18 protein-coding genes and 2 tRNA genes are annotated in these 25,085 nt (G+C 72.3%); 7 read left to right on the top strand and 13 right to left on the bottom strand.

The window, feature by feature from the left end:
• Window positions 1–205: 205 nt before the first annotated feature.
• The 7 genes from tolB to JI742_RS05955 all read left to right on the top strand — a co-directional run bounded on the left by tolB (window position 206) and on the right by JI742_RS05955 (window position 4,761).
• The gene (gene tolB / locus JI742_RS05985) at window positions 206–1,510 is read left to right on the top strand and encodes a Tol-Pal system beta propeller repeat protein TolB (RefSeq protein ID WP_201824732.1); all 1,305 of its coding nucleotides are present in this window, start codon (window positions 206–208) and stop codon (window positions 1,508–1,510) included.
• Between the two features lie 108 nt (window positions 1,511–1,618).
• Entirely contained in the window at window positions 1,619–2,197 is a 579-nt protein-coding gene (gene pal / locus JI742_RS05980; RefSeq protein WP_201824731.1) for a peptidoglycan-associated lipoprotein Pal, read from the top strand.
• A gap of 11 nt (window positions 2,198–2,208) precedes the next feature.
• Window positions 2,209–3,024, top strand: coding sequence for a tol-pal system protein YbgF (gene ybgF / locus JI742_RS05975; RefSeq protein WP_201824730.1), 816 nt, complete (start codon window positions 2,209–2,211; stop codon window positions 3,022–3,024).
• 64 nt (window positions 3,025–3,088) lie between these two features.
• Window positions 3,089–3,883 carry a tRNA threonylcarbamoyladenosine dehydratase gene (locus JI742_RS05970; protein ID WP_201824729.1) on the top strand — a complete coding sequence of 265 codons (795 nt, stop codon included), beginning with the start codon at window positions 3,089–3,091 and terminating at the stop codon, window positions 3,881–3,883.
• A 70-nt stretch (window positions 3,884–3,953) separates the two neighbouring features.
• Window positions 3,954–4,029 (top strand) — tRNA-Lys (locus tag JI742_RS05965).
• Window positions 4,030–4,046: 17 nt separating this feature from the next.
• Window positions 4,047–4,122 (top strand) — tRNA-Lys (locus JI742_RS05960).
• 186 nt (window positions 4,123–4,308) lie between these two features.
• Window positions 4,309–4,761, top strand: coding sequence for a hypothetical protein (locus tag JI742_RS05955; protein WP_201824728.1), 453 nt, complete (start codon window positions 4,309–4,311; stop codon window positions 4,759–4,761).
• 41 nt (window positions 4,762–4,802) lie between these two features.
• On the opposite strand, the gene JI742_RS05950 is transcribed toward JI742_RS05955, so the two are convergent.
• The 13 genes from JI742_RS05950 to JI742_RS05890 form a co-directional block, all read right to left on the bottom strand.
• A complete protein-coding gene (locus JI742_RS05950; RefSeq protein ID WP_201824726.1) occupies window positions 4,803–5,783 on the bottom strand; it encodes a hydroxymethylglutaryl-CoA lyase in 981 nt (326 codons plus the stop codon).
• Window positions 5,780–7,000, bottom strand: a complete 1,221-nt coding sequence (locus JI742_RS05945) for a CaiB/BaiF CoA transferase family protein (RefSeq protein ID WP_201824724.1) — start codon at window positions 6,998–7,000, stop codon at window positions 5,780–5,782. Before JI742_RS05945 ends, JI742_RS05950 begins: the two co-directional genes overlap by 4 nt.
• A gap of 141 nt (window positions 7,001–7,141) precedes the next feature.
• Window positions 7,142–8,557: a capsule polysaccharide biogenesis protein gene (locus JI742_RS05940; RefSeq protein WP_201824722.1), complete on the bottom strand. Its 1,416-nt coding sequence runs from the start codon at window positions 8,555–8,557 to the stop codon at window positions 7,142–7,144.
• A 62-nt stretch (window positions 8,558–8,619) separates the two neighbouring features.
• Window positions 8,620–10,644 (bottom strand): capsule polysaccharide biogenesis protein, encoded by a 2,025-nt coding sequence (locus JI742_RS05935; protein WP_201824721.1) that lies wholly within the window; start codon window positions 10,642–10,644, stop codon window positions 8,620–8,622.
• Window positions 10,641–13,097 carry an alginate O-acetyltransferase AlgX-related protein gene (locus JI742_RS05930; protein ID WP_201824720.1) on the bottom strand — a complete coding sequence of 819 codons (2,457 nt, stop codon included), beginning with the start codon at window positions 13,095–13,097 and terminating at the stop codon, window positions 10,641–10,643. The genes JI742_RS05935 and JI742_RS05930 overlap by 4 nt, the downstream gene beginning before the upstream one ends.
• 37 nt (window positions 13,098–13,134) lie before the next feature.
• Window positions 13,135–14,307, bottom strand: coding sequence for a polysaccharide pyruvyl transferase family protein (locus tag JI742_RS05925; protein WP_201824719.1), 1,173 nt, complete (start codon window positions 14,305–14,307; stop codon window positions 13,135–13,137).
• Window positions 14,304–15,575, bottom strand: a complete 1,272-nt coding sequence (locus tag JI742_RS05920; protein WP_201824718.1) for a glycosyltransferase family 4 protein — start codon at window positions 15,573–15,575, stop codon at window positions 14,304–14,306. Before JI742_RS05920 ends, JI742_RS05925 begins: the two co-directional genes overlap by 4 nt.
• A 22-nt stretch (window positions 15,576–15,597) precedes the next feature.
• Entirely contained in the window at window positions 15,598–17,436 is a 1,839-nt protein-coding gene (locus tag JI742_RS05915) for a glycosyltransferase family 2 protein (protein WP_201824717.1), read from the bottom strand.
• Window positions 17,433–20,495: a glycosyltransferase family 2 protein gene (locus tag JI742_RS05910; RefSeq protein ID WP_236676805.1), complete on the bottom strand. Its 3,063-nt coding sequence runs from the start codon at window positions 20,493–20,495 to the stop codon at window positions 17,433–17,435. The genes JI742_RS05915 and JI742_RS05910 overlap by 4 nt, the downstream gene beginning before the upstream one ends.
• A gap of 16 nt (window positions 20,496–20,511) precedes the next feature.
• Window positions 20,512–22,251, bottom strand: a complete 1,740-nt coding sequence (locus tag JI742_RS05905) for a polysaccharide biosynthesis/export family protein (protein ID WP_201824715.1) — start codon at window positions 22,249–22,251, stop codon at window positions 20,512–20,514.
• A gap of 4 nt (window positions 22,252–22,255) precedes the next feature.
• The gene (locus JI742_RS05900; protein ID WP_201824713.1) at window positions 22,256–23,365 is read right to left on the bottom strand and encodes a KpsE/RkpR family capsule polysaccharide export protein; all 1,110 of its coding nucleotides are present in this window, start codon (window positions 23,363–23,365) and stop codon (window positions 22,256–22,258) included.
• Window positions 23,366–23,395: 30 nt separating this feature from the next.
• The gene (locus JI742_RS05895) at window positions 23,396–24,118 is read right to left on the bottom strand and encodes an ABC transporter ATP-binding protein (RefSeq protein ID WP_201824711.1); all 723 of its coding nucleotides are present in this window, start codon (window positions 24,116–24,118) and stop codon (window positions 23,396–23,398) included.
• A 4-nt stretch (window positions 24,119–24,122) separates the two neighbouring features.
• Entirely contained in the window at window positions 24,123–24,947 is an 825-nt protein-coding gene (locus tag JI742_RS05890; RefSeq protein ID WP_201824710.1) for an ABC transporter permease, read from the bottom strand.
• Window positions 24,948–25,085 lie beyond the last annotated feature (138 nt).

The raw sequence follows: 25,085 nt of genomic DNA, 5'->3' as shown, positions 1-25,085 counted from the left end.
GTCGTGTGAATCCGGCTTGGCCTGCGAGGCCTGCCGAGGCAGGCTCGGCGACTTGCAGACCTTGCAGATCGCAGCCCGGCCCCACCTTCATCACCGAGACTGCTGCACCGAGGGAGGGCGCTGGTATCCTCATGCCGCCTCCAAATCTGCCCCGTCGGGCCGCCGCCGTAGCCGCTTGCGGTCGGACCGGCCCGAGACCCTGCCCATGTCCCTGCCCAACGATTTTCATCCCACGCCGACCCTGAACCGCCGCAGCTTGCTGGCCCTGCCGCTGGCCGCCGGCCTGCCGGCCGCCCAGGCGCAGTTCCGGGTGGAGATCTCCGGGGTGGGCGAAACCCAGATCCCGATCGCGATCGGGACCTTCCGCGGCGAGCCCGGTACGCCGCAGCCGATCTCGGCCATCATCCGCGCCGACCTGGAGCGCAGCGGCCTCTTCCGCAACCTGGACACCGCCGGCGTCGCGCTCGACGAAGGCTCGCAGCCGGCCATGGACGGCTGGCGCAGCAAGGGCGCCGATGCGCTGGTCGGCGGCTCGATCACCAAGCTGGCCGATGGTCGCTTCGATGTGCGCTACCGGCTGTGGGACGTGGTCAAGGGCGTCGATGCCGGCGGGGCCAGCTATGCGGTGGTGACCGGCGACCTGCGCCTGGTGGCGCACCAGATCGCCGATGCGATCTACGAGAAGCTGACCGGCGAGAAGGGCGTGTTCGCCACCCGCATCGCCTACGTCACCAAGGGCGGCGGCCGCTTCCAGCTCTGGGTGGCCGATGCCGACGGCGAGGGCGCGCAGAGCGCGCTGACCAGCCGCGAGCCGATCATCTCGCCGGCCTGGTCGCCCGACGGGCGCGAGCTGGCCTATGTGTCCTTCGAGAAGCGCAAGGCCGTCGTCTACGTGCAATCCATCGCCAGCGGCCAGCGCCGCGCGGTGGCGAACTTCAAGGGCTCGAACAGCGCACCGACCTGGTCGCCCGACGGCCAGAGCCTGGTGGTGACGCTGACCCTGGGCGGCGTGTCGCAGCTCTACCGCATTCCGGCCAAGGGCGAGGCGGAGCCGCGACGGCTGACCAACGGCATCGCCATCGACACCGAGGCGCACTGGACGGCCGACGGCAGCCTGCTGTACTTCGTCAGCGACCGGGGCGGCTCGCCCCAGATCTACCGCATGGCCGCCGGCGGCGGCAACCCGGAGCGCCTGACCTTCTCGGGCGGCTACAACATCAGCCCCTCGGTCAGCCCGGACGGCAAGCTGCTGGCCTACATCGGCCGTGAGGACGGCGGCTTCCGGCTCAAGCTGACCGACCTGCTGACCAACAGCACCCGCGACCTGAGCAGCAACGGCGCCGACGAAAGCCCGAGCTTCGCGCCCAATGGCCGCCTGCTGATCTATGCCACCCGCGAAGGCGGCCGGGACCTGCTGATGACGACGACGCTGGACGGCCGGGTCAAGGGCCGGCTGGTAATTTCCCAGCTCGACGTGCGCGAGCCGGTCTGGGGCCCCTTCCGCCGCTGACCCGCCGCTGACCTCCTGGATCGGGCGGCAGGCGCGCCTCCTGCTAGGCGAAACTGTTCGTCCATCCCGCTTACCTTCCCCCCTTTCATCCGAAGCCGGAGTCTGTTCATGCATCGCTCGCCGACCGCCGCCCCCCGCGGCCTGTCCCTGTCCCTCCTGGCCCTGGCCCTCGTGCTGGCCGGCTGCGCCTCGGGCGTGAAGCTCGACGAGACGCAGCCGCCGGTGGAAAGCCGCAGCGCCACCGCCCCCGCAGCCCCTGCCGCGCCGGCTGCGCCGGGCGCCGCCCCGGGTTCGGGCGTGCCGGCCTCGCAAGTGACCGGTGTCGACCTGAATGCCCAGGACGCGGCCGAGGCCGACCGCATCGGCCGGGTTGTCTACTTCGACTACGACAGCTTCGCCGTGGCCGAAAGCTATGCGCCGCTGATCGAGCGCCATGCCGCGCTGCTGACCCGCAACACCAAGCGCAGCGTGATCATCGAAGGCCATACCGACGAGCGTGGCGGCAGCGAATACAACCTGGCCCTGGGCCAGAAGCGCGCCGAGGCGGTGCTGCGTGCCCTGAAGCTGCGCGGCGTCGTCGACAGCCAGATCGAAGCCAGCAGCTACGGCAAGGAGCGTCCGGCCGACACCGGCCAGACCGAGGCGGCCTACGCCAAGAACCGCCGCGCCGAGATCCGCGAGCGTTGATCGCCATGTGGATGTCCGCCCGCCCCGTCGTGCCGTTCAGCGGCCGCTCGTCACTGCGCCTTGGCGTGCTGCTGCTGGCCCTCGGGGCCGGGGGTGCGGCCCAGGCCCAGTTGTTCGCCGATAACGATGCCCGCAAGGCCATCATCGACCTGCGTGCCCGGCTGGACCAGAACGCCGAGAACCTGCGGGCGTCCCAGGCCGCCTCGGAGCGCCTGCGCACCGAGCTGACCGACCTGGTCAAGCAGCTTCAGCGCAGCGTGCTTGAACTCAATGCCCAGAACGAGCAGTTGCGCACCGAGCTGGCCACCCAGCGCGGCAACAACGAGCAGATCCTGCGCGACATCGGCGAGCTGCAGCGCCGCCTGGCCGACCAGAACCAGACCCTGGACCAGCGCCTGCGCAAGCTCGAACCGCAGCGCGTCGGCCTGGACGGCCGCGAGTTCCTGGCCCAGACCAGCGAGACGCGCGATTACAACGATGCGCTGACCCTCCTGCGCCAGGGCGACTTCGTCGCCGCCGCGAGCGCGCTGAAGGCCTTCCAGTCGCGCTATCCCGACAGCGGCTACCTCAACAGCGTGCGCTACTGGCTGGGCAACGCCCTCTACGGCAAGCGCGAGTACGCCGGCGCGATCGAGAGCTTCCGCGCCCTGGTGCTGACCCAGCCCGACCACCCGCGGGCGCCCGAAGCCCTGCTGGCCGTGGCGAACTGCCAGATCGAGCTGAAGGACAACAAGGCCGCCCGCGCCACGCTCGACGAGCTGGTGCGCGGCTACCCCAAGTCCGAAGCCGCCACTGCGGCGCGCGAGCGACTCAGCACGCTGAAGTGAGGCGGGCGCGCGGACCGGGGCGGGCCTCCGGCCCGAGTGACCCGTTCCGCGAAGCCTCCCGCCCATGAACGCCGCCACGCCCGCCGCAGCCCTCACACCTTCAGACGCCGATCTGGAGCGGCGCTTCGGCGGCCTGCGCCGGCTCTATGGCGATGCGGCCTACATGCGGCTGCGTGCCACGCGGGTCGCGGTCGTCGGGCTCGGCGGCGTGGGTTCCTGGGCGGCTGAGGCCCTGGCCCGCTGCGGCGTGGCCAAGATCGTGCTGGTCGACATGGACCATGTCGCCGAATCGAATATCAACCGCCAGGTGCAGGCCCTGGGGTACAGCATCGGCCAGGCCAAGGTCGATGCCCTGGCCGAGCGACTTGCCGACATCCACCCTGGCTGCGCCCTGCAGCGCATCGACGACTTTGCCAGCCCCGACAACTGGCCGGCGCTGATCGGCGGGCTGGATGCGGTCGATGGCGTGATCGACGCCTGCGACCAGGTCGCTGCCAAGCTCGCCCTGGCCGCAGCGGCGCGGCAGGCCGGGCACACCCTGGTCGTCGTCGGCGCAGCCGGCGGCAAGCGACTGGCCCAGCAGGTCGAAGTGGCCGACCTGAGCGAGACCAGCCACGACCCCCTGCTGGCCGCCATGCGCCAGCGCCTTCGACAGCAGCACGGCGCGCCGCGCAAGGGCCCGCTGGGCCTGCGCTGCGTGTTCTCGCGCGAGAGCGTGAGCCGCCCAGCCACCGAAGACGCCTGCGCCAGCGACGGCAGCCTTAACTGCCACGGCTATGGCTCCAGCGTGGTCGTGACGGCCAGCTTCGGCATGGTCGCTGCAGGCACCCTGATCGAAGCCCTGCTGCACAAGCCCTGAGCCGCTTGCAGAAAAAGCTTGCGCCGGGCGATCCCGGCTGCCTATACTAGTAGGCTCTATCGCACACAGGGGGTTGTTAGCTCAGTCGGTAGAGCAGCGGACTTTTAATCCGTTGGTCGCAGGTTCAAGTCCTGCACAACCCACCACGGTGGACCGGTTTACCGGGCTCTTAGCTCAGTTGGTAGAGCAGCGGACTCTTAATCCGTAGGTCGAGTGTTCGAGTCACTCAGGGCCCACCAATCAAGACAAGGACTTAGCCGCGAAAGCGCCTAAGTCCTTTGTCTTTTCTGGCCGCGTTGTAGGCAATCGGCCTGCAATCTGTAGGCGCCTCGGCGGCGCACCAACGCCTGTCGGCGCGGAAGTGCAGGCCACCTTCGCATGACCCCGCATCCCGCGGGGTGGCCCGGGCTCGGCGATAAAGCACCATGCATCGCCGATCCCTGCTGACCGCCCTGGCCCTGTCCCCCTGCCTGCCCCGCCCGGCCCGGGCCGCCCGCCGCGAGTTGCCGGGCCTAGGCCTGCACCTGGAGCTGCCGGAATCGTGGATTCCAGTGCCGCGCGCCGAGATCCTCGAAGCCGTGGCCCGGGGCCGCGAGGCCGGGGCGGCCTCCGAGTGGACGCTGCTCGGCGCCTGGCAGCGCCTGCCGCATCTGCGCTGGTTCTCGCTGCCGCACCTGCTGCTGGAAGCGCAGCCCGGCGCCGGCCTGCCCGACCGCCGCCCGCAGGCCCTGGCACATGAACTCGCGCGGGCCGGCACCCGGTCGATCCACAGCCACCGCGCGAGCTGGTCGCGGGACGGTCAATCCCTGCGCTTCACCCTGCTGGCCTTCGAGGACATGCAGGCCGACTTCGCCCTCTGGATGGACTCGGTCGGCTGAACACCGCAAGGGCCTGCGGCAGCCGTCCGCCGTACGCGGTCTCAACCGCCCGGGGCGGCTTGGCAGATCGCGTCGACGCTCCCCGGCCGGGGATGCAGGTCCAGGCGGCGACCGGCCCGCAGCACCGCGCCGGGCAGCTCATGGCCCACCAGGGCCGGCAAGCGCGCAGCGGCAGCCAGCAAGGCGGTCAGGTCGCAGCCGGTGTCGTAGCCCATCAGTTCCAGGGCATGCACTACATCCTCGGTGCAGATATTGCCCGTGGCGCCGGGCGCATAAGGGCAGCCGCCCAGGCCGCCGAGCGCGGCGTCGAAGCGGCTGGCCCCGGCATCGATGGCGGCCAGCAGATTGCTCAGCCCCATGCCGCGGGTGTTGTGGAAGTGCAGGGTCAGCTCGGTCTGCGGCCAGCGGGCCAGCACGGCGGCCGTGCGCTCGGCCACCTGGGCGGGATGGGCCATGCCGGTGGTGTCGCACAGGGCCAGGCGGCGCAGGCCGAGTTCGTCGATGAAGCGCCCGCACCAGGCGAGCACGGCCTCGGCCGCGACCTCGCCCTCCATGGGGCAGCCGAAGCTGCACGACAGCGAGACATTCACCGGCACGCCCGCCGGCCCGGCCAGGGCCAGCACCTCGACCAGGGCGCGGAAGGACTGCGCCTGCGTCATGCGCAGATTGCTGAGGTTGTGGCTCTCGCTGGCCGAGAGCACCAGGTTCAGCTCGTCGGCCCCCGCCGCCAGGGCCCGCTCGGCCCCGCGCGCATTGGGCACCAGGGCGCTGTAGACCACGCCGGGCTGGCGTTGGATGCCACGCATCACCGCCTCGGCATCGGCCAGCGCCGGCACCGCCCGGGGTGAGACGAAGGCGGTCACCTCGATCTTGGCCACCCCGGTGGCCGAAAGGGCATCGATCAGCGCGATCTTGTCGGCCGTCGGCACGAAGACCGCCTCGGCCTGCAAGCCGTCGCGCGGCCCCACCTCCTGCATCTGCAAGCGCCGGCCCCTGCCCTGCCAGACCGATCCCGGGCTCATGCGATCACCTTGCGGTCGCGCAGGGCCTGGATGGCTGCGGCATCGAAGCCCAGCTCGCCGAGGATGGACTCGGTGTCCTCGCCCAGCGCCGGCGCCGGCCGCCGCAACCCGCCGGGCGTGCCGAGCAGCTTGGGCACGATGCCGGGCACGGCCAGGCGGTCACCGTCGCGGGTGAGCTGCTCGACGACCATCTCGCGCGCGCGGAAATGCGCGTCCTCGACGATGTCGCGGGCGGTGTAGACGCGGCCGGCCGGGACGCTGGCCTCGGCCAGCAGGGCCAGCACCTCGTCGATGGCGCGCTCGGCGGTCCAGGCCTCGATGGCCTGGTCGATCTCCTCGACGCGGGCCACGCGGCCGGCGTTGTGCGCCAGGGCCGGGTCCTGCGCCAGATCGTCGCGGCCGATGAGCTGCATCAGCCGGCGGAAGATCGAATCGCCATTGCCCGCCACCAGCACCACGCCGTCGCGGCAGCGGTAGGCATTGGACGGCGCGATGCCCGGCAGGGCCGAGCCGCCCGGCTCGCGCACCGCGCCGAAGGCGCTGTACTCGGGGATCAGGCTTTCGGTGATGTTGAGCACCGCTTCGGACAGCGCCACATCGATCACCTGCCCCTTGCCGCCGCGCGCCTGGCGGTGGTGCAGGGCCATCATCACGCCGATCACGCCATGCAGCGCGGCCAGGCTGTCGCCGATGCTGATGCCGCAGCGCACCGGGATGCGGCCGGGCTCGCCGGTGAGGTGGCGCAGGCCGCCCATGGCCTCGCCGATGGCGCCGAAGCCCGGCAGGTCGCGGTAGGGGCCGGTCTGGCCGTAGCCGCTGATGCGCAGCATCACCAGGCCGGGGTTGTCGCGCGCCAGTTCCTCGTAGGACAGGCCCCAGCCCTCCAGCGTGCCGGGGCGGAAGTTCTCGATCAGCACATCGGCCTGGGCGATCAGGCGGCGGGCGATGGCCTGGCCCTCGGCCTCGCGCAGGTCCAGGGCCAGGCTGCGCTTGTTGCGGCTCTGCACCTGCCACCAGACGGAGGTGCCGTCCTTGAGCATGCGCCAGTTGCGCAGCGGGTCGCCGCTGCCCGGCGGCTCGATCTTGATGATCTCGGCCCCGAAATCGCCCAGGGTCTTGCTGGCAAAGGGGCCGGCGATCAACTGCCCCATCTCGACGACACGAAGGCCGGTGAGGGCCATGTCGGGCAGGGCCTGCGCTGCGGTGGGGTTGGACATGCGGCTCGCGGGGGGCTGGGTTGCGTCGGGCGCGGCGGGTCGGGCCGGTTCAGAGCCCGGGGCCGCGCGGGTCCCCATTCTGATCAAGGACGCGGAGCCGCCGCATCCCCAGCCACCCGGGCAGCCCGGCGGGGCAAGGCCTCAGCCCGGCCCGCTCGAAAGCGGTCGCACCACGGCGGGCATGGGCCGCCCGCCCTCGGCCCGGGGCGGGCTGGCCGCCTCAGGCGGCCGGGCCATGCGCCGCACCCGGTCCAGGCCCGGGCTGCGGGCATAGAAGCTGGCATTGAGCTGGGTCTGCTCGGTCATCGCCGCGCGGAAGCGGCTGTAGAGCAGGCTGTCGACCGGCTGCGGCTGGTGCCAGAACTGCTGCAGCGTGCCGCCATGGGTCAGGCCGGGGATGTTGTAGAAGCAGTCGCCCAGGGTGATCACCGGCGTGCCGTGGTAGAGCGCCTGCAAGCCCGCTGTGCTGTTGATCGTGACCACGCCGCGCGCATGGCGCAGCAGGGTGGGCATGTGCTGGTCGTGCAGGTAATGCACGCGGCCGTCGATGCCCAGCCAGCGCGCGAGGCGCTCGATGAGCGGGCCGTAGTCCTTGTAGGGCCGGTCCAGCGGATGCTGCTTGAGGACCAGGTCGACACCGGCCGGCGCATGGGCGGCGAAGGACTGCATCAGCTCCTGGATGAAATCCTCGATCGACTCATAGGCCGAGTGGAAGCGCACCTGGCTGTCGTTGTGCACTTGCAGCGGCACCAGGAACCAGCGTCCCGTGTGCGCCGGGCTGCACAGCCGCGCCTGGGCGCCGCGCTCGCGCCAGGCATAGCGCTGCTTGCGCAGGCCCGATCGCACCCAGCGCAGCCCCTCGCTCAGCGGATGCAGCGAGCGATGCGGCCTGAAGTGCCAGAAGCGCAGCTTCGAGATCATGCAAGCCAGGCTGTAGGCCATGGCCGTGGCCGCCACGCCGGCAAAGGTCTGGCCGGTGGGCAGGGGCTGGATGCCCAGTCGCGATTCGGGCAGGCGGGCGTAGGCGGCCGGGTCGCGCGGCAGCGAGGAATAGGCATTCACCCCGTCCAGTTCCAGGGTGACGAAGTCCGGGCGCAGATAGCCTTCCTCGAACACGTAGAAGGCGCAGCCCCGGGTCTGGGCCACCCGGCGCGCGGCCTGGTGCAGGGGCCGCATCTGGCCGAAGACGACGATGGCCTCGATCCCGCGCGTGTGCAGCAGGCGCTCCAGCCACAGCGGCCAGACCTCGGCCGTGCCGGTGAAGTCCAGGGCGCCGGGCTGGCGGTAGAACATCCGGTCGCCGCCGTTGAAGTGCACCTTCAGCACCTCGATGCCATGGGCCCCCAGGCTGCATGCCAGCTTGTCGAAGAAGCGCCCCATCGGCCCCTGCAGCAGCAGCACGCGGCGGTGGCGCATCAGGCTGAACATCGAGCGCGGCACCACCGGGCTGCGGTCGGGTCCGGGGCCGCTGCGGAAGCCGGCTTCGCGCAGCGGTGCGACGCGGCCCGGGGCTTCGGCAGAGGACAGGGGGCGGAGTCGAGGTTCGGCAGCAGTCACGCCCAGATTAAGCGCCGCCGCCGTGCCGCCCGATCGGCCAAAAATCGCGCGTCCGGGCGGGCTTAAGCGCGCTTCAGCAGCCGCAGCAGCGCGCGCAGGCCGCGCCGCCACCAGGGCATGCGCGCGGCGCCCTGGCTGCGCCATGCTTGCAGCTCGTCCAGGATGCGCTCGGGCGTGGTGAAACAGCCCGTCGTCAAGCTCACATAGCTTGGATACAGGATCAGCGCGCCGGCCACCAGCTCGTCCAGGCTCAGCCGGCGGCCTCGGCGGGCGGGCGGCAGGCGGTCCTCGGTCAGGCCCCAGCCGGCGTAGAAGGGCTGGCCGTGGGTGACGACCTTGCGGCCGCGCAGCAAGGCCTCGAAGCCGGCCAGCGAGGTGAGCACATGCACCTCGTCGACGGCGTCCAGCAGGCGGTGCATCGGGCAGTCGACGACGACCTCGTCGCAGAAGCTGGCTGCCAGATGCTCGTCCGCGCCCGGGCGGCGCAGCCGCGCCACCACGTCGGGATGCGGCTTGTAGACCAGGTGGGCCTCGGGCGCGGCCTCGCGCGCGGCGCGCAGCAAGGCCAGGTTGCTGCGCAGGCCGGGCGCGCCCCAGGCCAGCGAGGCATCGGACTCGACCTGCCCCGGCACCAGCACCACCTGCCGCGCGCCGGGCGGCCGTTGCCAGGCCCCGGCGCCGACGTTGTACTTGGTCAGGCCCATGCCGACGATGCGCTCGCGCAGGCGGCGTGCGCGCTCGCGCAGCGCCTCGTCGAAGACCTGCCCGGCCAGCAGCTTCTCCAGCGCCGAGGGCTGGGTCGCGTCGTAATACAGGCCCAGCTCGTCGACCACCCAGGAGAGCGGCCGCACCAGGTCCGCGCCCAGGCCGACCGAGCGCAGGAAGCCATCCTCCAGCCGCAGCACCCGGCCCGGCGGGCCGCCGCGCGCCGGCAGCGGCCTGCGGCCCCAGACGGCCACCGTGCCGCCGGCCGGCAGGGGCGCGCGCGGCCCGGCAAAACGCACCGTGCTGCCGCCCAGGAAGGCGCGCACGATGGGCTTCTTCCAGCGCGAGAAGCCGATGGCATGCAGCTCGGGCGCAAAGCGCTCGCGCATGCGCCGCTGCAGGGCCAGCCAGTCCAGCAGGCGCTCGGGCGGGCAGCGCATGCCGGTTTCGGGATCGACATAGCGCGCCAGCTCCACCAGCGCGGCATGCAGCAGGCGGTGCAGCGGGCGCGGTGCGCGGCGCGCGGGCGCGGCCAGCTCGTCCTGCGTCAGGCCCCAGCCGGCATAGAAGGGCATGCCGAAGGTGCGCACCGGCTTGCCCCAGAGCAGGCCCTCGAAGCCCATTTGCGAGGTGACGGTGTAGACCGCCTCGGCCGCCTCCAGCAGGGCCGGCGCATGCACATCGGCCGTCACCAGATGCACGCGGGCGGCCTGGCCCGGCGTGAGCCCGGCCTCGAAGTGGCCGCGCTTGCGGCCGCTGACCACTTCGGGATGCAGCTTCAGCAGCAGCGGCCGGCCGGGATGCTCGTCCAGCGCCGCCTCCAGCATGCGCGCGAAGCTGGCCGGCCCGGCCAGGCCGCAGCGGATCGAGGCATCGCCGGCCGTCTGGTCGACCAGCAGCACATGGCCGCCGGCCACCGGCGGCGGCAGCTCGCGGGCCTGGTTGTACTTGCTGACCCGGCCGGCGCACCAGGCCGCTTGCAGGGCCGCGGCGCGGGCCGGCGCGCCTTCGGGCGCCTCGGCCAGGATGCAGGTTTCCAGCCGCGAAGGCGCGCTCGCGTCGTAGTACACGCCCAGGTCGTCGACCAGCAGGCCCAGCGGGCCACCCGCCGCGCCCGGAGCGAGCGAGCGCAGGAAAGCATCCTCCACCCGCCACAGCGGCAGGCCGGCCCGGGCGGCCACGGCCTCGGCCCGGTCCGCACTCGGCTTGCGGCCCCAGGCCAGCACCGCGGCGCTGTCGGCCTGCGGGCGCGACACCAGGGCGTGATCGTCGAGCAGCGCCGCCAGGGTCGGCACGCGGGCCAGGCCCCGGGTGGGCAGCACCAGCGAGGGCCGCCGCCCGGCCGGGTCGGCGGCCGGCGGGCGGGCGTCGGCATCGCTCATCGTGGCTCCAGCATGGCGCGGTAGTAGGGCTCGGGTCCGTCCGCCTCGGCGCGCAGGGCGTCGATCTGCGCCCGCAGCGCGGCATCGGCCTCGCCCAGCTTGTGGGCCACGGCGGCGCGCAGGTCGAAGCCCGCCGTCGGCGGCTGGATGAGGAAGCGGCCGTTGGATTGCAGCAGCAGGGCCGCCGGCCGCTCGTGCGCGAGCACGGCCGCATCGATCTGCGCCGCGCTGTGCACGAAGACCGTCCGCGCGAACAGGCGCTTGAGCGACTTCAACATGGGATAGGCCGAGGAGGCGCCAAAGACCAGCAGGGCCTCGTCGAACACAGGCGCCTCGGCGCGGAAGACGATCACCCGGCCGATATTCGGCAAGCGATTGTCGAAGACCGCGCCGTCCTCGGCCGGGGGCGCGTCCAGGAACTCGGTCGGCGCGCTCTGCGGTGGCAGCAGCTTGATGCCGAGGTCGCCGGGATAGGCCAGGGTCTTGTAGCGGTCCCCGGCCAGCGCGGCGCGCAGGCGCGCGCCGTCGTAGCCCATGCGCTCCAGCACGGCGAGCAAGGCCACGGTCGCGCCGCGGTCCGTCCAGTGCGTGTCGGTGCGCTTGAAGCAGGCGGCCGGATCGGGCTGGGCGCGCAGCAGCGGCGCGGCATCCAGCACCGGGGCGTCCGGGCCGGCCAGCTCGCGCACCTGGTCCAGCACCGTGGTCAGGGCACGGCGGTGCGGATGGTGCTGCGGCAGCACCTCCTCCTTCGAAGGCGCGATCAGCAGCGCATGCCGGCATGCGTGCCGGGCGGCCAGCGCGGCGGCATCGGCCAGGTACTGCCGCCACTGCTGCTGCTGGTCGGCCGTCAGCAGCAGGCGGCCGGTGAACTGGTCGACGCTGCGGTTGCTGTCGTTGTCCAAGTAGAGCCAGCCCTCGCGGCCCTCGATCACCTGCGAGGTGGGCGGGAAACGCAGCTCCGCCGCCTCGAAGACCTCGCCTTCCGGCAGCTCGAAGCCGAGGCGCAGGCGCAACTGGCCCGGCGTCGTTAGCGGCAGCGGCAGGTTCAGGCGAAAGCCGCAGCGCAGTTGCGGGTGGCCGGCCACCGGCTCGCGCAGCGCCCGCTCGATCACGTCGCGCCGGTCGCCGTTGAAGGCATGGCGACTCGGCTCGACGGCATCGTCCCACCAGCTCAGCAGCACCGGCGGCTGCGCGCCGGCCGTCTTCAGCAGCAGCCAGCCCTGCACCGTCAGCGAGCCGGTCGCCAGATCCGCCACCCGGTCATGCGCCGGCGCATCCAGGGCCCAGCGCCAGACCGACTCCGGCGGCTGCGGCGCCCTTTGCACCTGCACGCCGCGCAGCAGGGCGGGGGGCTTGGCGCTGGGCGCGGGCGGCGGCAGCGCCTCGCCCCAGGCCAGGGCCAGGGCCCGCTCGCGGGCGGCGGCGGCCATGCGCTCGCGCCGCGGCGCATCGGCGGCCAGCGCGACGATGGCCTGCACCCAGGCGGCCGGATCGTCGGGCAGCAGCAGGCCGTCCACCCCGTCGCGCACGAAGCCGCGGTAGGGCGGCCGGTCCGAGTACAGGCCGACCGCGCCCATGCGTGCGAAGTCGAAGAATTTCGTGTGCCCGCGGCCGGCATTGAAGCGCGAGGGCTGCAGCGGCGCCAGCGCGATCTCGCGCCGCACGCCGGACGTGTAGTCCAGGTAGTTCGGCCAGCTCATCGGGTGCAGCACATTCACCCGCGGCAGCTCGCGGAAGCGCTTGTAGACCGCATGGTCGCCAAACACCTCGAAGCGCGTGCCCTGCGCCTGCGCTTGCACCTGCTGCATCAGCGGCAGCAGCCAGTCCAGCTCCGCCTGATGCGAGGCCGTGCCGTGGTAGCAGACCCAGACCGGCGGCCCCGCCAGCAGACTGGCCCGCGCCGGCCGCGGCTCGATCAGCTTGGGCTGCCAGGCGGCGTACTTCTGCGCCAGATGGGGCGTCGAGACCCAGAACTCATCGCACAGCGCCTCGATGCGCTGGCGCTGGCCCAGCGCCTCGCGCCGCACCCGGCTGCGGTAGGGCTCGGGCAGCTCGGCGACGGCCTCGGGGTCCATGAGGTCGTCGTCCATGAAATAGGCGACACGGACGCCGCGCTCGCGCAGGCTGCGCAGCAGCGCCTGCCGGCCGGGTGGCAAGTAACGCAGCACGATCAAGAGGCGGCAGGGCCGTGCGCCGTCGGTCCGGCCCGCGGCCAGGGTGGCCCAGTCGACCGCTCGCGCATCGAGCGCTGGATCGTGCAGGAAGTAGGCGGCGCTGGCGGAATCGCCCGCCTCGCTCAGTACCAGGCTGGCTGCGCCGCCGGGATCGGCCGGGACGGACCGGGAGCATGGGGACGGCGGCAGCCGGCGCCGCCTTCCCCAAGACGGCAGCAGCCGCGACCAGGCCGCGCACAGCCTGCCCAGGTCCGGCAGGCGCGAGGCTTTCGGCGCCATGCCGAGGGGCTGGGATCCGGCGGTCCGGACCGGCGCGTCAGAGCTCGCCGGCATTGCGCAACAGGTGGTCGGCGGGCCGCAGGCCGTTGGCACGCAGGAAGTCCGCCAGGTCCCGGGCCTTGCGATGGCGGACGGCATCGAAGCGTTCGGCATCCTCGGGCGTCCAGCGGGCCAGCGCCACCAGGTCCGGGGCGGTGAGACCCTGCCCCTTCAGCGCTTGGGCCGAGAGCTGCTTGAGGCCGGTGCCCCGGCAAAGCTCCTCGGTGCGGCCGTCGATGGTCAGCACACAGCCCGGACGGCCGGCCTGCACCGCCAGGGCCACGCCGTGGTAGCGCGGACCCAGGGCCAGGTCGCAGCGGCGCAGGGCGCGCAGCCAGCTCGCCGCATCGACATGCACGACGGCATGGCGGCGGTACCACGCCAGCAAGCCGTCAAGGTCGAAGCGCGGGCCGTAGACCGCGAGGAAGCGTGCGACGGCCTCCGGGGACAGGGCCTCGACCTCACCAAAGGCAAAGGCCAGCATCTCCTGGGGATGCTGGACCACGTAGTCGCCCGCGTACTGCTCGACGACGTCGACCAGCAGGGCTTCCAGCCAGGCCGAGGGCCCGTGCCAGGGGTTGCCGGCTGCGACGGCCACGCGCTCGATCTCGCCCCGCTGCGCCTGCCCGCGCAGGATGGCTGCACCCAGGTCGCGGCCGGGCGCGATCTGTAGGGAGGGACAGCCGATCGGGCGCGCTGCATGGCCCAGCGTGGCCAGCAGATCGCGGGTGTAGTCGCCGCGCACGGCAAGGTTGCTGTCCGCGTCCCCGCGGTGATGGCGCACCACGTCAAGAAAGCGCAGGGTGCCGGCTGGCAAGGCGGGGAAACGATCCAGGGCGTCGGACTGAGCGCCCAGGCCCAGCAGCGTGACCGGCAAGCCCAGGGCTTCCAGGTGGTCGGCCCACTCGCCCAGGTCCGCATGCGGGCCGAGCTGGTTGGCGCAGCAGATCACCAAGTGATCGACCTCGGCGCGCACCGTCGCCGGCCGCTCGCCCCAGACCACCCGCCGCAGCGGATGCCCCAGCACCTTGCGGGCCGCATGCACAAAGGCCACGTTGCCGGTGTTGCCCCCGGTGGCCGCCATGCAGTCGGCGGCGGAGGCGGTCTCGTAGCGATTCGCCAGGAAGTCAGGCAGGTCCTGCAGGTTGTCGATCAGGCCGACGCGTTTCATGGGGTCTCCGCAGTCGCGATCACGCGGTCCAGGTGCATGGCTGCCGATTCTTGGTGGTTCATCGGCACCTTGATGCCTTGAACAAGCCGGTTCCAGTCGGCCTCCGGCTGCGCCGCCAGGCGGCGGAAGCGGTCGGCCCAGGCCAGCACATTCCCCGCCGGCACATGGAAGCCGTCCACGCCGTCGCGCACCTTCTCGCGCATGCCACCGATGTCCGACACCAGCAGCGGGCGGCCGCAGGTGAAGGCTTCCTGGATGACCATGGGGGAGTTCTCCCACCAGATCGAGGGCACGACCACCCAGTCCACGCCGGCCATGCGGCTGCGCAGTTCGTGCGGCTGGTAGGGCCCCACCCACTGCACCACGCCCTGCTGGATCAGCGGCGCGCGCAGGGTTTCGATCTTCTCGCGGTACTCGGCCGGCTGCCATTCGAGGTTGGCGCCGTGCACTTCCAGCACGATCTTCTTGCGCTCGGCCTTGGGCAGCTCGCTCAGGGCCTGCAACAGCACGTCCAGGCCCTTGTAGGGGTTGATCTGGCCGAAGAAGCCGAAGCGCCGGCGGCCTTCGCCCTCGGCCAGCGGGCGCGGCGGCAGGGCCGCGGCGTCGGACTGGCCGTTCTCGATGACGACGATCTTCTCGGGCGGCAGGCCCCAGTCGATGTAGCGCTGGCGCAGGAATTCGGAGGGCGAGACGAACTGGTCGACCAGCTCGAAGTGCCGGGTGAAGTAGTGCTTGCGCAGCCAGAAGTCCTCGGCGGTCTTCTCGGGGAAGCACTGCCGGCATTCGTCATGGCTTTCGCGGCTGCACAGCTTGAAGCTGCCGGTCTTGATCATCTGGCCGTTGTTGCGGCAGATGGCCATGTACTCGTGCAGGGTCATGACGATGCGGATGGACGGATCGACCTGCTTGATGACCCGCAGGTATTCCAGCCCGAGGTGGGCGTAGTGGTGGGTGTGGACGACGGTGGGCTTGAGCGCGCGGATCAGGTCGGCGAACCAGGTGCTCAGCGATTCCTGGTGGGCGGCCTTCATCAGGTGCCAGTCGTGGATGGCCTGCTCCCACAGGTATTCGTTGGGGCGGCGCAGGCTGATGTGGCCGCTGGTGCCGCGGCCGCGGTCGGCGCGGGCCAGGAACCAGGCTTCCTCGACACCGGGCTGGCGGCGGTAGGCCTGGTAGAGGGTGTAGGCGGCGATCTCGCCGCCGCCGAGGCTGAAGTCCGGGTGGGCGTGGGCCATCACCAGGATGCGTTGGGCGGAGGATGCGGTCATGGGGGCTTCCGGGTCCGTGGGGTCAGGCATCGAGCGGCGCAGGGGCCACGGGCTGGTCGATCAGGCCGGCCCAGCGGGTCTGGTGGCGCACGGCGTTGTAGAGGACGACGCGGGTGCGGAACTCGTCCTGGCCGAGCAGCTTGAAGCTCTGCCGCTCCAGGTGGGTGAGCTGCACGGCGGGCAGGTAGGCGATGTCCAGGCCCAGGGCGCGCAGCTTCAGGCAGAGGTCGGAGTCCTCGAAGTCGCCGATCAGGTAGCCGGTGTCCCAGCCACCGATGCGCTCGAAGTCGACCCGCCGCAGGGCCAGGCAGGCGCCGGTGATGGCGGGCAGGCGGGTCAAGCCGGCATGCGGGTCGAGCACGGGATCCAGGCCCATGAAGGGGTGGTGGTTGACCCAGACGCCCAGCTCCTCGCGCCGCATGAATTCCATGCCGGCATGCTGGATGGAGCCGTCGGCAAAGGTCAGGCGCGGGCCGACGGCGCCGATGCGGGGATGGGTGTCCAGCACGTCCAGCAGGGGCGGGATCCAGCCGGGCTGCTGCGGGAAGGCATCGCTGTTGAGGAAGAGCAGCCGCGGCGCGCGGGCCACCCGCACGCCCAGGTTGTTGGCGCCGGAGAAGCCGCGGTTCACGCTGCCCCAGACCCAGCGCATGGGCAGGCGGTAGAGCCGGTGCAGGGACTCGGCCAGGGCCGGGAAGCTGTCGAGCAGCTTGGGGTCGTCGATCACGTAGATCAGCTCGGCCTGCTGCTGGAACCAGGGGTCGCGGCTGAACTCGATGAGCTGGTGCTCGACGAAGTCGATGCGGCCGTAGAGCGGCACGATGACGCTGACCGCGGGCTCGGCCGGCAGCTGGCCCAGCACACGGCCTTCGAGCGGCAGTTCGTCCCAGACCGACTGGCGGTGGGCGATCAGCGGGCCGAGCACCGGCTCATCGACCTGGGGCACGCGGCGGTGCATGTCGGCCAGCGGCGTGCCGACGGCGAACAGCCAGCGCGCGGCGCCCACCGGGTCCAGCGGCAGGGTGCTGCAGCTGGTCTCGCTGAGCACGTGGATGCCGGTCTCGTCCACAGCCTTCAGCCGGACCTTGCTGCCGCCCTTGAGGCCGCGCGCTCGCACGATGAAGCCGGCGTCGCGGCTAGCATGACCGAATTCCTGGCCGACGGCGTCGTGCACGTCCTGACGGAAGCGGCGGAAGGCGTGGGTCAGGGGGTGGCTGCGGCCGGTCTCGTCCTCCAGCCAGACGACGGTTCCGGGGGTGTGCACGACCCAGCCGACGACGATGCCGTCCTGGGTGGTGTCGCAGGCGGCTGCGCCTTCGAGGAAGCCGCGGGCCGAACGGCAGGCCTGCGCCGACAGGGGCGCACGCGCGATCAGGTCGACCCAGGCGGGGCTGTGCGCCTCCTGCGTCAGGGCCAGCAGGCCCAGGGCCGGGCCGAGTGCGGCCAGCTCGCCCTCGGTGGTCGGCAGCTCGGTGCCGAAGCGCAGCGGCCTGGACCGGCCGGCCGATCCGCCGCGGCGCAGTTCCCAGCCCAGCGCCACGGCCGCGGCCTGGGCGGCATCGGCCTGGGCGACCAGCACGAAGCCCAGGCCCTCGCCCTCGCTGCGGCCGAAGTGGCTAGCCACGTCCTGCCGGGCGACGGCGACGCGCCGCGCGGCCAGCGGGCCGCTTTCACTGCGCAGTTCCAGTTCCAGCTCGGCGGTGGTCCAGCCGACCACCATCAGCAGTTCGCCGAGGCGGTAGGCGCGGTCCACCCAGAGCTTGCCGCCCGAGGGGCCGGCCACGGTGAACTGCTGCTGCTGCACATCGGGCCGCGCAGCGTCGGGCGCCGGCTTGGGCGCGGAGGAGGCGAAGAGCTTCATGGGGCAGGGACGGGCGGGGAGGCCGCCTGATGCGCCGTCAGGGCCAGCGAGAAATCGCGCCGGCTGAGGCTGAGGTTGGGGTTGTAGAAGGGGTCGCGGCGCAGCAGCGGGCCCCAGCGGTCCTGCATGCAGCGGGCTTCGCGTTCGAGCCGCGCGCGCTTGTGCGGCGCGGTGTCGGCGCCGCGGGTCTTGGATTCGTGGTGGTAGAGCTCGGCCTGCGGCGTCCACAGATTGCGGTAGCCGGCCTGCATGACCTTGAGGCAGAAGTCGACGTCGTTGAAGGCCACGGCCAGGTGCTCGGCATCGAGGCCGCCGACCTGCTCGTAGACCGCGCGGCGCACCAGCAGCACGGCCGCCGTGACCGCGCTGACGTTGTGGGCGACGCGCAGCCGGCCGAAGTAGCCCGAGGCCGCCCGCGGGAAGTTCTTGTGCGCGTGATCGGCGACGCCGCCGATGCCGAGGATGACGCCGGCATGCTGCACGGTGTCGTCGGGGTAGTAGAGCTTGGCCCCGACGCAGCCGATCTCGGGCCGCAGGGCATGGCGGACCATCTCGTCCAGCCAGTCGGGGCCGATGACCTCGACGTCGTTGTTGATCAGGCCGATCAGGCTGCCGCGGGCCTGGGCGACGGCGGCGTTGTTGAGCGCCGCGTAGTTGAAGGGCTGCGGGTCGTGCAGCACCCGCACGCGTTCGCCCAGGCGCTGCGGGAGGGCGGCCAGGTAGGCCAGGGTGTCGGGCTCGACGGAGCCGTTGTCGACGACCAGGATCTCGTAGTTGGGGTAGGCGGTGCGCTCGACGAGGGATTCGATGCAGGTGCGCAGCACGTCGAGGCCGTCGCGGGTGGGCACGATCAGGCTGACGCGGGGCAACTCGGCCGGCAGCGGCCACAGGCTGCGGTAGAGGCCGGGGCCGACGATGCTGACCTGCACGCCGGGATGCAGCGCGTCGTGGTGGGCCTGCACGGCGCGGCGGCCGGCTTCGCAGGCGTAGTCCTTGGCGTCGTGGCGCAGGGCGGTGGAGCCGGGCACCTGGCGCCAGTGGTAGAGCACCTCGGGCACGTGCAACACGTCGCGCGGGTCCTGCAGCCGAGCGACGCAGCGCAGCAGCAGGTCATGGTCCTGGCTGCCCTCGAAGCCGGGGCGGAAACCGCCGACGGCCTCGACCAGGCTGCGCCGGTAGACGCCCAGGTGCGAGACGTAGTTCTGCGCGTAGAGCAGGTCGGGGTTGAAGTCGGGCTTGAAGTGCGGCTCGCAGCGCTGGCCCTGGAGGTCGAGCTTGTCCTCGTCGGAATAGACGATCTGCGCCTGCGGCCGGGCCTGCAGCGCGCGGGCCACCGACTGCAGGGCCTGCGGGGCCAGGGTGTCGTCGTGGTCGAGCAGGACGACGAAGTCGCCGCCGGCCCGGGCCAGCGCGCTGTTGCTGGCCTCGACGATGTGGCCGTTGCGCTCGCGCAGGACCAGCCGGATGCGCGGCTCGGCCGCGGCCGCGGCCTGCAGCAGCGCCCGCACGCGCGGGTCGGGCGAGGCGTCGTCGGCCAGGCACAGCTCCCAGTGCGGGTAGTGCTGGGCACGCACGCTGTCGATGCAGGCCTGCAGCAGCTCGGGGGGCGTGTTGTAGGTCGGCGTGACGATGGAAAAGCGCGGCTGCCAGGCCCAGCCGGCACGCTCGGCGGCCTGGGCTTCGGCGCTCGGCAGGGCCGGCTGCTCGACCCGGGCGATCCAGTCGGCATAGTGCAGCGCATCCTCGGCCACGGGTTCGAAGAGGCGGTCGTAGGCGGCCCAGAGCGCGGCATCGTCCAGGGCCGGATCGAGCGGCGCGGGCGCCAGGCCGCCGCGGCCCGTCGCCGCCTGCAACTTGCGGCGCATGCGGTCGCGGGCGAAATCGGGCTTGACGCGCTTGAGGTGGAAGCGCGTCAGGGCGAAGGCGCCGGGCAGGGTCATCGGGTCCAGCCGCAGCCGTGCGCGGGCTGGCACCCACAGCAGGCGCTTGGCCGTCTGGCCGCTGCGCAGCGGCAGGCCGTGGCTGTCGGCCTCGCGCTCGCCGGCCCCGGTGTCGAGGTAGATGCGGGCCTGCGCGCGGGCCACGGGCAGTTCCAGGCCCAGCTCCAGCATGTACCAGCCGGCGGCCAGCGGTGCGGCCAGGCGGAAGTGCGGGTCGTCGCCGGTGGCCAGGAAGCGGGGCGCGCCCTCGCCCGGCTGGGCCAGCAGCTCGTGGGCGGGCAGCAGCTCGCGGGCATGGCGCTCGGGCGCATGGGCGCGCAGGGCGTCGTGCAGCCAGCACAGCAGGCGCTGCAGCGGCCCCTGGGCGGGGCTGCGGCGGGTTTCCAGCCCGATCAGGCGAAAGCGGCCCGGCCGGTCGAGCGGATCCAGGCGCCAGCGCTCGCCCGCGCCCAGGCGCGGCGTGCGGGCCTGCCAGCGCGCCGGCCCCGCGGCTTGCAGGGGCAGGCCGGCGGCATAGCCCCGGCCGGGCAGGGTCCAGTGCAGGGTGGGCGGCGGCAGGCCGGGCTCGGCCTCGCGTTCGAGTTGCAGATCGACTTGGAGCAGACCGCCCTGCGGCAGGCGGCGAAAGCGGATCTGCGGATCGGCGCCGGTGGCGCGCAGTGGCCAGCGCGGGTCCTCGGTCCAGTCGATCTCGCGCAGGGCGACGGCGCCCAGGGCATGCAGCCGGGCCAGGCTGTGCACGGCCGGCGCGGCAGCGCCTTCGGGCGGCATGCCCCCCTCGACGGCCAGCAGCGACAGGCCCTGGAGCGCCGCCGCATCGCCGCACAGGTGCAGGCTGTCGCGGCGGTGGGTGAGGAAGACCCAGCACAGGACCGGCGTGGCCGAGGCCGGCAGCGGCAGGCGCAGCGCCGGCCAGGCCTGGCGGCCGCTGCTCAGCTCCAGCACCAGGCCCGGGGCCAGGCCGGCCAGGTGCAGGCCCAGCCAGCGGCCGACCCAGGCGCCGGTCTGGCCGCCGCCAAGCACGCGGCGCTCGCCTTGCGCGCCGGGGCGCACGGGGCCGAGCAGGAAGCCGGCGGTGTCGCCGGGCCGGGCCAGGTCGGCGGGAAGGTCGGGGGCCATGGCGGTCGTCGGGGGCTCAGAGGCCGAGCAGCACGCGGGCCGAAATCGCGATCTGGTAGAGGATCTGCGTGATGCCGCGCGTCACCTCGATGCGCTTGCTCTCGATCTTCGGCAGCACCATCAGCTCGTCGCCGGGCAGCAGGCGCGGCATGGCGCCGGCCGCGGCCTCGGCCACGCTGCCGTCCTGCCGGATGACGACGACCCGGGTGGTGTCGGCGCCCTGGCTGTAGCCGCCGGCCCGGGCCACGTAGTCGGCCAGCGTGGCGCGGTCATCGAAGACCAGGGCGCTGGGGAAGAGCACCTCGCCATTGACCAGCACGGTGTTGCTGCGCTCGGGCACGCGGATCACGTCGTTGTCCTCCAGCAGGGTGCTGGCGGCGCTGTCGCGCCCGGCCAGGATGACCTGGCCGCGCGTCTGCACCGTGCGGGCGCGCTCGATGAACTGGAGGATCAGGTCGGCCTCGCGGGTGCGCAGGGCCGATTCCTCGCTGGTCGCGCTGCGGGCGGTCAGGGCGGCGGTCTCCAGGCTGCGCAGCGAGCTTTCGAGCAGCTCCTTCTGCCGCGTGGCGACCGAGCGGCGGAAGAGCTGCACCGCCTCCACCTGGGCCTGCGGCGCGGGCTTGAGCCGGGCCAGCGCATCCTTCAGCGTCGCGCCATAGGGCAGCACCAGGGTGCGCTCGCCGAGGTGGGCGCCCTCCATGCGGACGAGGATGGTGCCGGGGTAGCGGTCGGCGGTGAAGGTGACCTCGTCGCCGTCCTGGATCGTGACCGCATCGAGCGCGCCGATCGGGTGGTATTCGCTGCGGCGCTCGCTGCCGATGCGGCGGACGATGCTCAGGTGGGTGGCGCCCGCCTTGGGCCGGGCCATGGCCAGCAGCTCGGCGGCCGGCAGGCGCGACCGGTCGAACTCGAAGACATAGGGGTTGGCGGCCTCGCCCAGCACGGTGACGGTGAACTGGCGCGGGCTGACGACCAGGGTGTCGCCGTCCTGGAGCTGCAGGGGCTCGATGCGGCCTTCGAGCAGGAAGCGGTAGAGGTTGATCTTGCCGCGCGAGACGCCGCCGCGCAGCACGTCCACGGCCAGGAAGCTGCCGCGGTCGACGTCGATGCCGCCGGCCTTGTCGAGGTAGTTCAGCACCGAGTCGCTGCTCAGCCCGCCATACAGCCCCGGCGCGCGGACGAAGCCGGTGACATAGACCTTGACCGGCTGGGCCGCCTCCAGCGAGGCATAGACGCCGACATTGGCGCGGTAGGTGCGCTTGACCGCCGCCTCAACCGTGGCATTGAGCTCGCCATTGCGCACGCCGCGCAGCTTGACCGGCCCGACATTGGGGATGAAGACATTGCCCTGCGGATCGACCGGCTGCACCGCTTCGAAGCTGAAGGCGCCCCACATGCGCAGGCTGATGCGGTCGCCGGGGGCGATCTGGTGATCGGCATTGAAGCCGCTGAAGGCCTCATGGCCGAAGCGTCCGCTGAAGAGCTGGGCGCCGAAGACCACCGGCCGCGCGGCGGTGGCCGGATCGGCCGGCATGGGCAGGGGCTGCGCCGCAGCGGGCGGGGCCGCCAGGACGGCGGCCACCGGGCTGGCCGCCCGGGCCGGCGCGGCCGGGCCGGCGCTGCGTGCGGGCGGCAGGGCCGCCTCGGGGAAGGCCGTGGCGAAGGGTAGGCCCTGGGCGCTGGCGGCCAGCGGGGCCAGCATCAGCAGGCGGGCAATCAGGCGGGCGGCCGGACGCCGCGAAAGGCAGACGGGCATGGGCTCAGTCCTGGTGGTCGCGGATGGTGGCCAGCACCATGCGCGCGGTGGCATAGAGCAGCAGGCAGACGAGGAAGATCGTCAGCAGGCTGTAGACGCGGCGCGGGTAGAGCGCGTCCTCGGGCTGCGAGGGCGCATCGATCACGATCACGCTCTTGAGCTTGCGGGTGGCGTCGATGCGGGCGTTCTCGACCGCCGTCAGCGCGAGCTTGTAGGCGTCCTGCGCGAACTGCACGCGGGCTTGCAGCTCGTGGAACTGCATGGCCTGGGCATTCAGGCGCCGGCCCTCCTCGCCGCTGGGGGCGGTGCCGCGCAGGCGCTCGACCTCCAGTTGGGCGCGCAGGGCGGCGATGCGGCCGCGCAGGGCCTTGACCGGATGGGCGTCCTCGTTGAGGTAGCTCAGCCCGTCCTTCAGCTCGGCTTCCAGCCGGGTCAGGCTGGCTTGCAGCTCGGTGGTCAGCACGCCCGCAGCCTGGGCCTGGGCGCCGGGGTCGATCACACGATGGCGGGTCTGGTAGTCGAGCAACTGCGCCTGGGCGGCCTGCAACTGCGTGGTGGCGCGGGCCAGCTCGCCCTCGGCGAAGGCCATCTGCTCGCGCGCCATGCGCTGCGAGAAGGCATTCACGAAGCGCTCGCTGTGGTCCAGGATGGCCGCATTCAGCGCCCGGGCATAGGCGGCGTCGAAGCCCTGCACGCGCAGGGTCAGCAGGCCGGAGAGGTCGTCGAGCTGCACCTCGACCCGGTTGCGGTAGGCCTGCAGGAAGTCCTCCTGCGTGCTGCCGCCCCACAGCCGGAAGAAGGGATCGCGGCGCGGCGCGGCAAGGTGCTCGCGCAGCTTGAGCTGCGCATCGAGCACGCGCAGCAGGTCGAGCGAATGCACGTACTTCTGAAGGTAGAGCGTGTCCTCGCGCGAAGGCGGCGTGATGCCCGCCAGCAGCAGCGCCGCGCCCGGCACCTGGCTGGACGACTGGCTGGCCTGGCGCACGGTGACGACGGACTCGCTCACATAGCGGTCGGCCGCGAACAGGCTGTAGTACAGCAGGGCCAGCAGCATCGGCAGGGCCAGCAGCAGAAGCTGCAGGCGCCGCGGGGAAGGCAGCTTGAGGGGTTTCATGCGGTGTCGGATGCGGTGCGGGCGCCAGGCTCAGGCCGTGAGCCCTGCGGGGGCCACCGGCGCGGCGGCCGGCGGAAGGGCGGCCGGTTGCGGCGCGACCAGCTTGCGGTAGGCGGCGATGCCTTCCTCGACCTCGGGGTAGACCACGGCCTGGCCCTGGTCGACGAGCACGACCACGCCGCAGTACTTCTTGATGTCAGCCATGTTGTGCGAGACCAGGATGAGGTTGGCGTCCCGCAGCCGGGTCTGGAAGGCCTCCTCGCACTTGCGCTTGAAGTGCGCATCGCCCACGGCCATGACCTCGTCGATCAGGTAGTAGTCGAAATCGAAGGCCATGCTCAGGCCGAAGGCCACCCGCGAGCGCATGCCCGAGGAGTAGGACTTCATCGGCAGGTCGAAGTAGTCGCCGATCTCGGCGAAGTCTTCGACCGCGCGCATCGTGCGGCGCATGGCCTCGCCCTGGGCGCCATAGACATGGCAGACGAAGCGCACGTTCTCGCGCGCGCTCAGCGAGCCCTGGAAGCCGCCCGAGAGGCCGACCGGCCAGGAGATGCGGCGGTCGGTGACGACGGCGCCGCGGTCCGGCGTGTCGATGCCGCCGAGCAGGCGCATCAGCGTGGACTTGCCGGCGCCGTTGCGGCCGATCAGGCCGATGTTGATGCCCGCCGGGAAGGTGAAGCTCAGGTCGCGGAACACATGGCGGCGCCCGCGCGGCGTGAGGTAGGACTTGCTGAGCTGGCGCAGTTCGATCATGGCTTCAGCGCTCGGCGATCAGGCGCAGGCGGCGCAGGCGGTAGAGCGCCAGGGCAAGCACGGTGCACACCAAGGTCCACAGCGCCGGGTAGGCCAGGTTGACGCCGGGCAGCATGGGGTAGGCGGCGAAGAACTGGCCGCGGGCTTCCTCGACCAGATGCAGCACCGGGTTCAACAGCAGCAGCTCGACGAGGGCGGGCGGCAGGGCATGCAGCGGGAACATCACGCCCGACAGCAGGTAGAGCGGGAAGAAGGCCAGCCGCACCATGGCACGCAGCGGCGGCAGCGCCTGGCCCAGCACGGCCAGCAAGGTGCCCAGGCCGGTGCCGAAGAGGCTGAGCAGGGCCCACACGCCGGCCAGCTCCAGCGGCGCCGCGGGCTGCACCCGGTAGCCCAGCCAGGCCAGCACGGCCAGGGCCAGGGCCAGCACGGCCAGGTGCAGTACCAGCTCCAGCAGCGCGCGCGAGACCAGCGTGTCCATCGGCTTGACCTGGCGGTAGCTGAACAGCGCGCGGTTGGCATCGATGCCGTCCATCAGCCGCATGCTCAGGCTGCGGAAGGTGAAGAAGGGCAGCAGGCCGGTGACGAGGAAGACCGGGTAGTCGATGCTGGGCGAGACGGCCTGATGCATCACGCCGAACATCGCCACCATCATCAGCACATGGGCCAGCGGCTCCAGCACGAACCAGATGCCGCCGATCCAGCGACCGCCGAAGCGCGTCTTCAGCTCGCGGGTCATCAGGGCGAAGAGCACGGCCCGCTGGATGGCCCAGGCGCTGCGCGGGGCCGGGCCGGTCCGGGGCGTGCTCAGGGCGGTCGGGTCGGACATCGAAGGGGCGGCGGGGGCGCGGTTCGGGGGCAGGCGGCAGGGTGTGAAACGATCGTATCGACGGGGTCCTTGCGGCCAAGCGTGGAGAAGGACACGAATTCCGGCCGAACTGCAGGGTTCGCCGCCTGGCCCGGCACG

Origin of the sequence: Piscinibacter lacus (genome assembly GCF_016735685.1) — a bacterium.
Classification (GTDB): Bacteria; Pseudomonadota; Gammaproteobacteria; order Burkholderiales; family Burkholderiaceae_C; genus Aquariibacter; species Aquariibacter lacus.
The sequence above is the reverse complement of the archived record's forward strand: the minus strand, read 5'-3'. Positions and strand labels throughout refer to the sequence as shown.

Coding starts and splice junctions, on each gene's coding strand:
- JI742_RS05970 (WP_201824729.1), top strand. CDS start 3,089: ATGAACGCCGCCACGCCCGCCGCAGCCCTCACACCTTCAGACGCCGAT.
- JI742_RS05945 (WP_201824724.1), bottom strand. CDS start 7,000: ATGTCCAACCCCACCGCAGCGCAGGCCCTGCCCGACATGGCCCTCACC.
- JI742_RS05930 (WP_201824720.1), bottom strand. CDS start 13,097: ATGGCGCCGAAAGCCTCGCGCCTGCCGGACCTGGGCAGGCTGTGCGCG.
- JI742_RS05900 (WP_201824713.1), bottom strand. CDS start 23,365: ATGAAACCCCTCAAGCTGCCTTCCCCGCGGCGCCTGCAGCTTCTGCTG.
- JI742_RS05950 (WP_201824726.1), bottom strand. CDS start 5,783: ATGAGCCCGGGATCGGTCTGGCAGGGCAGGGGCCGGCGCTTGCAGATG.
- JI742_RS05915 (WP_201824717.1), bottom strand. CDS start 17,436: ATGAAGCTCTTCGCCTCCTCCGCGCCCAAGCCGGCGCCCGACGCTGCG.
- JI742_RS05905 (WP_201824715.1), bottom strand. CDS start 22,251: ATGCCCGTCTGCCTTTCGCGGCGTCCGGCCGCCCGCCTGATTGCCCGC.
- pal (WP_201824731.1), top strand. CDS start 1,619: ATGCATCGCTCGCCGACCGCCGCCCCCCGCGGCCTGTCCCTGTCCCTC.
- JI742_RS05895 (WP_201824711.1), bottom strand. CDS start 24,118: ATGATCGAACTGCGCCAGCTCAGCAAGTCCTACCTCACGCCGCGCGGG.
- JI742_RS05920 (WP_201824718.1), bottom strand. CDS start 15,575: ATGACCGCATCCTCCGCCCAACGCATCCTGGTGATGGCCCACGCCCAC.
- JI742_RS05890 (WP_201824710.1), bottom strand. CDS start 24,947: ATGTCCGACCCGACCGCCCTGAGCACGCCCCGGACCGGCCCGGCCCCG.
- JI742_RS05910 (WP_236676805.1), bottom strand. CDS start 20,495: ATGGCCCCCGACCTTCCCGCCGACCTGGCCCGGCCCGGCGACACCGCC.
- ybgF (WP_201824730.1), top strand. CDS start 2,209: ATGTCCGCCCGCCCCGTCGTGCCGTTCAGCGGCCGCTCGTCACTGCGC.
- JI742_RS05925 (WP_201824719.1), bottom strand. CDS start 14,307: ATGAAACGCGTCGGCCTGATCGACAACCTGCAGGACCTGCCTGACTTC.
- JI742_RS05955 (WP_201824728.1), top strand. CDS start 4,309: ATGCATCGCCGATCCCTGCTGACCGCCCTGGCCCTGTCCCCCTGCCTG.
- tolB (WP_201824732.1), top strand. CDS start 206: ATGTCCCTGCCCAACGATTTTCATCCCACGCCGACCCTGAACCGCCGC.
- JI742_RS05935 (WP_201824721.1), bottom strand. CDS start 10,644: ATGAGCGATGCCGACGCCCGCCCGCCGGCCGCCGACCCGGCCGGGCGG.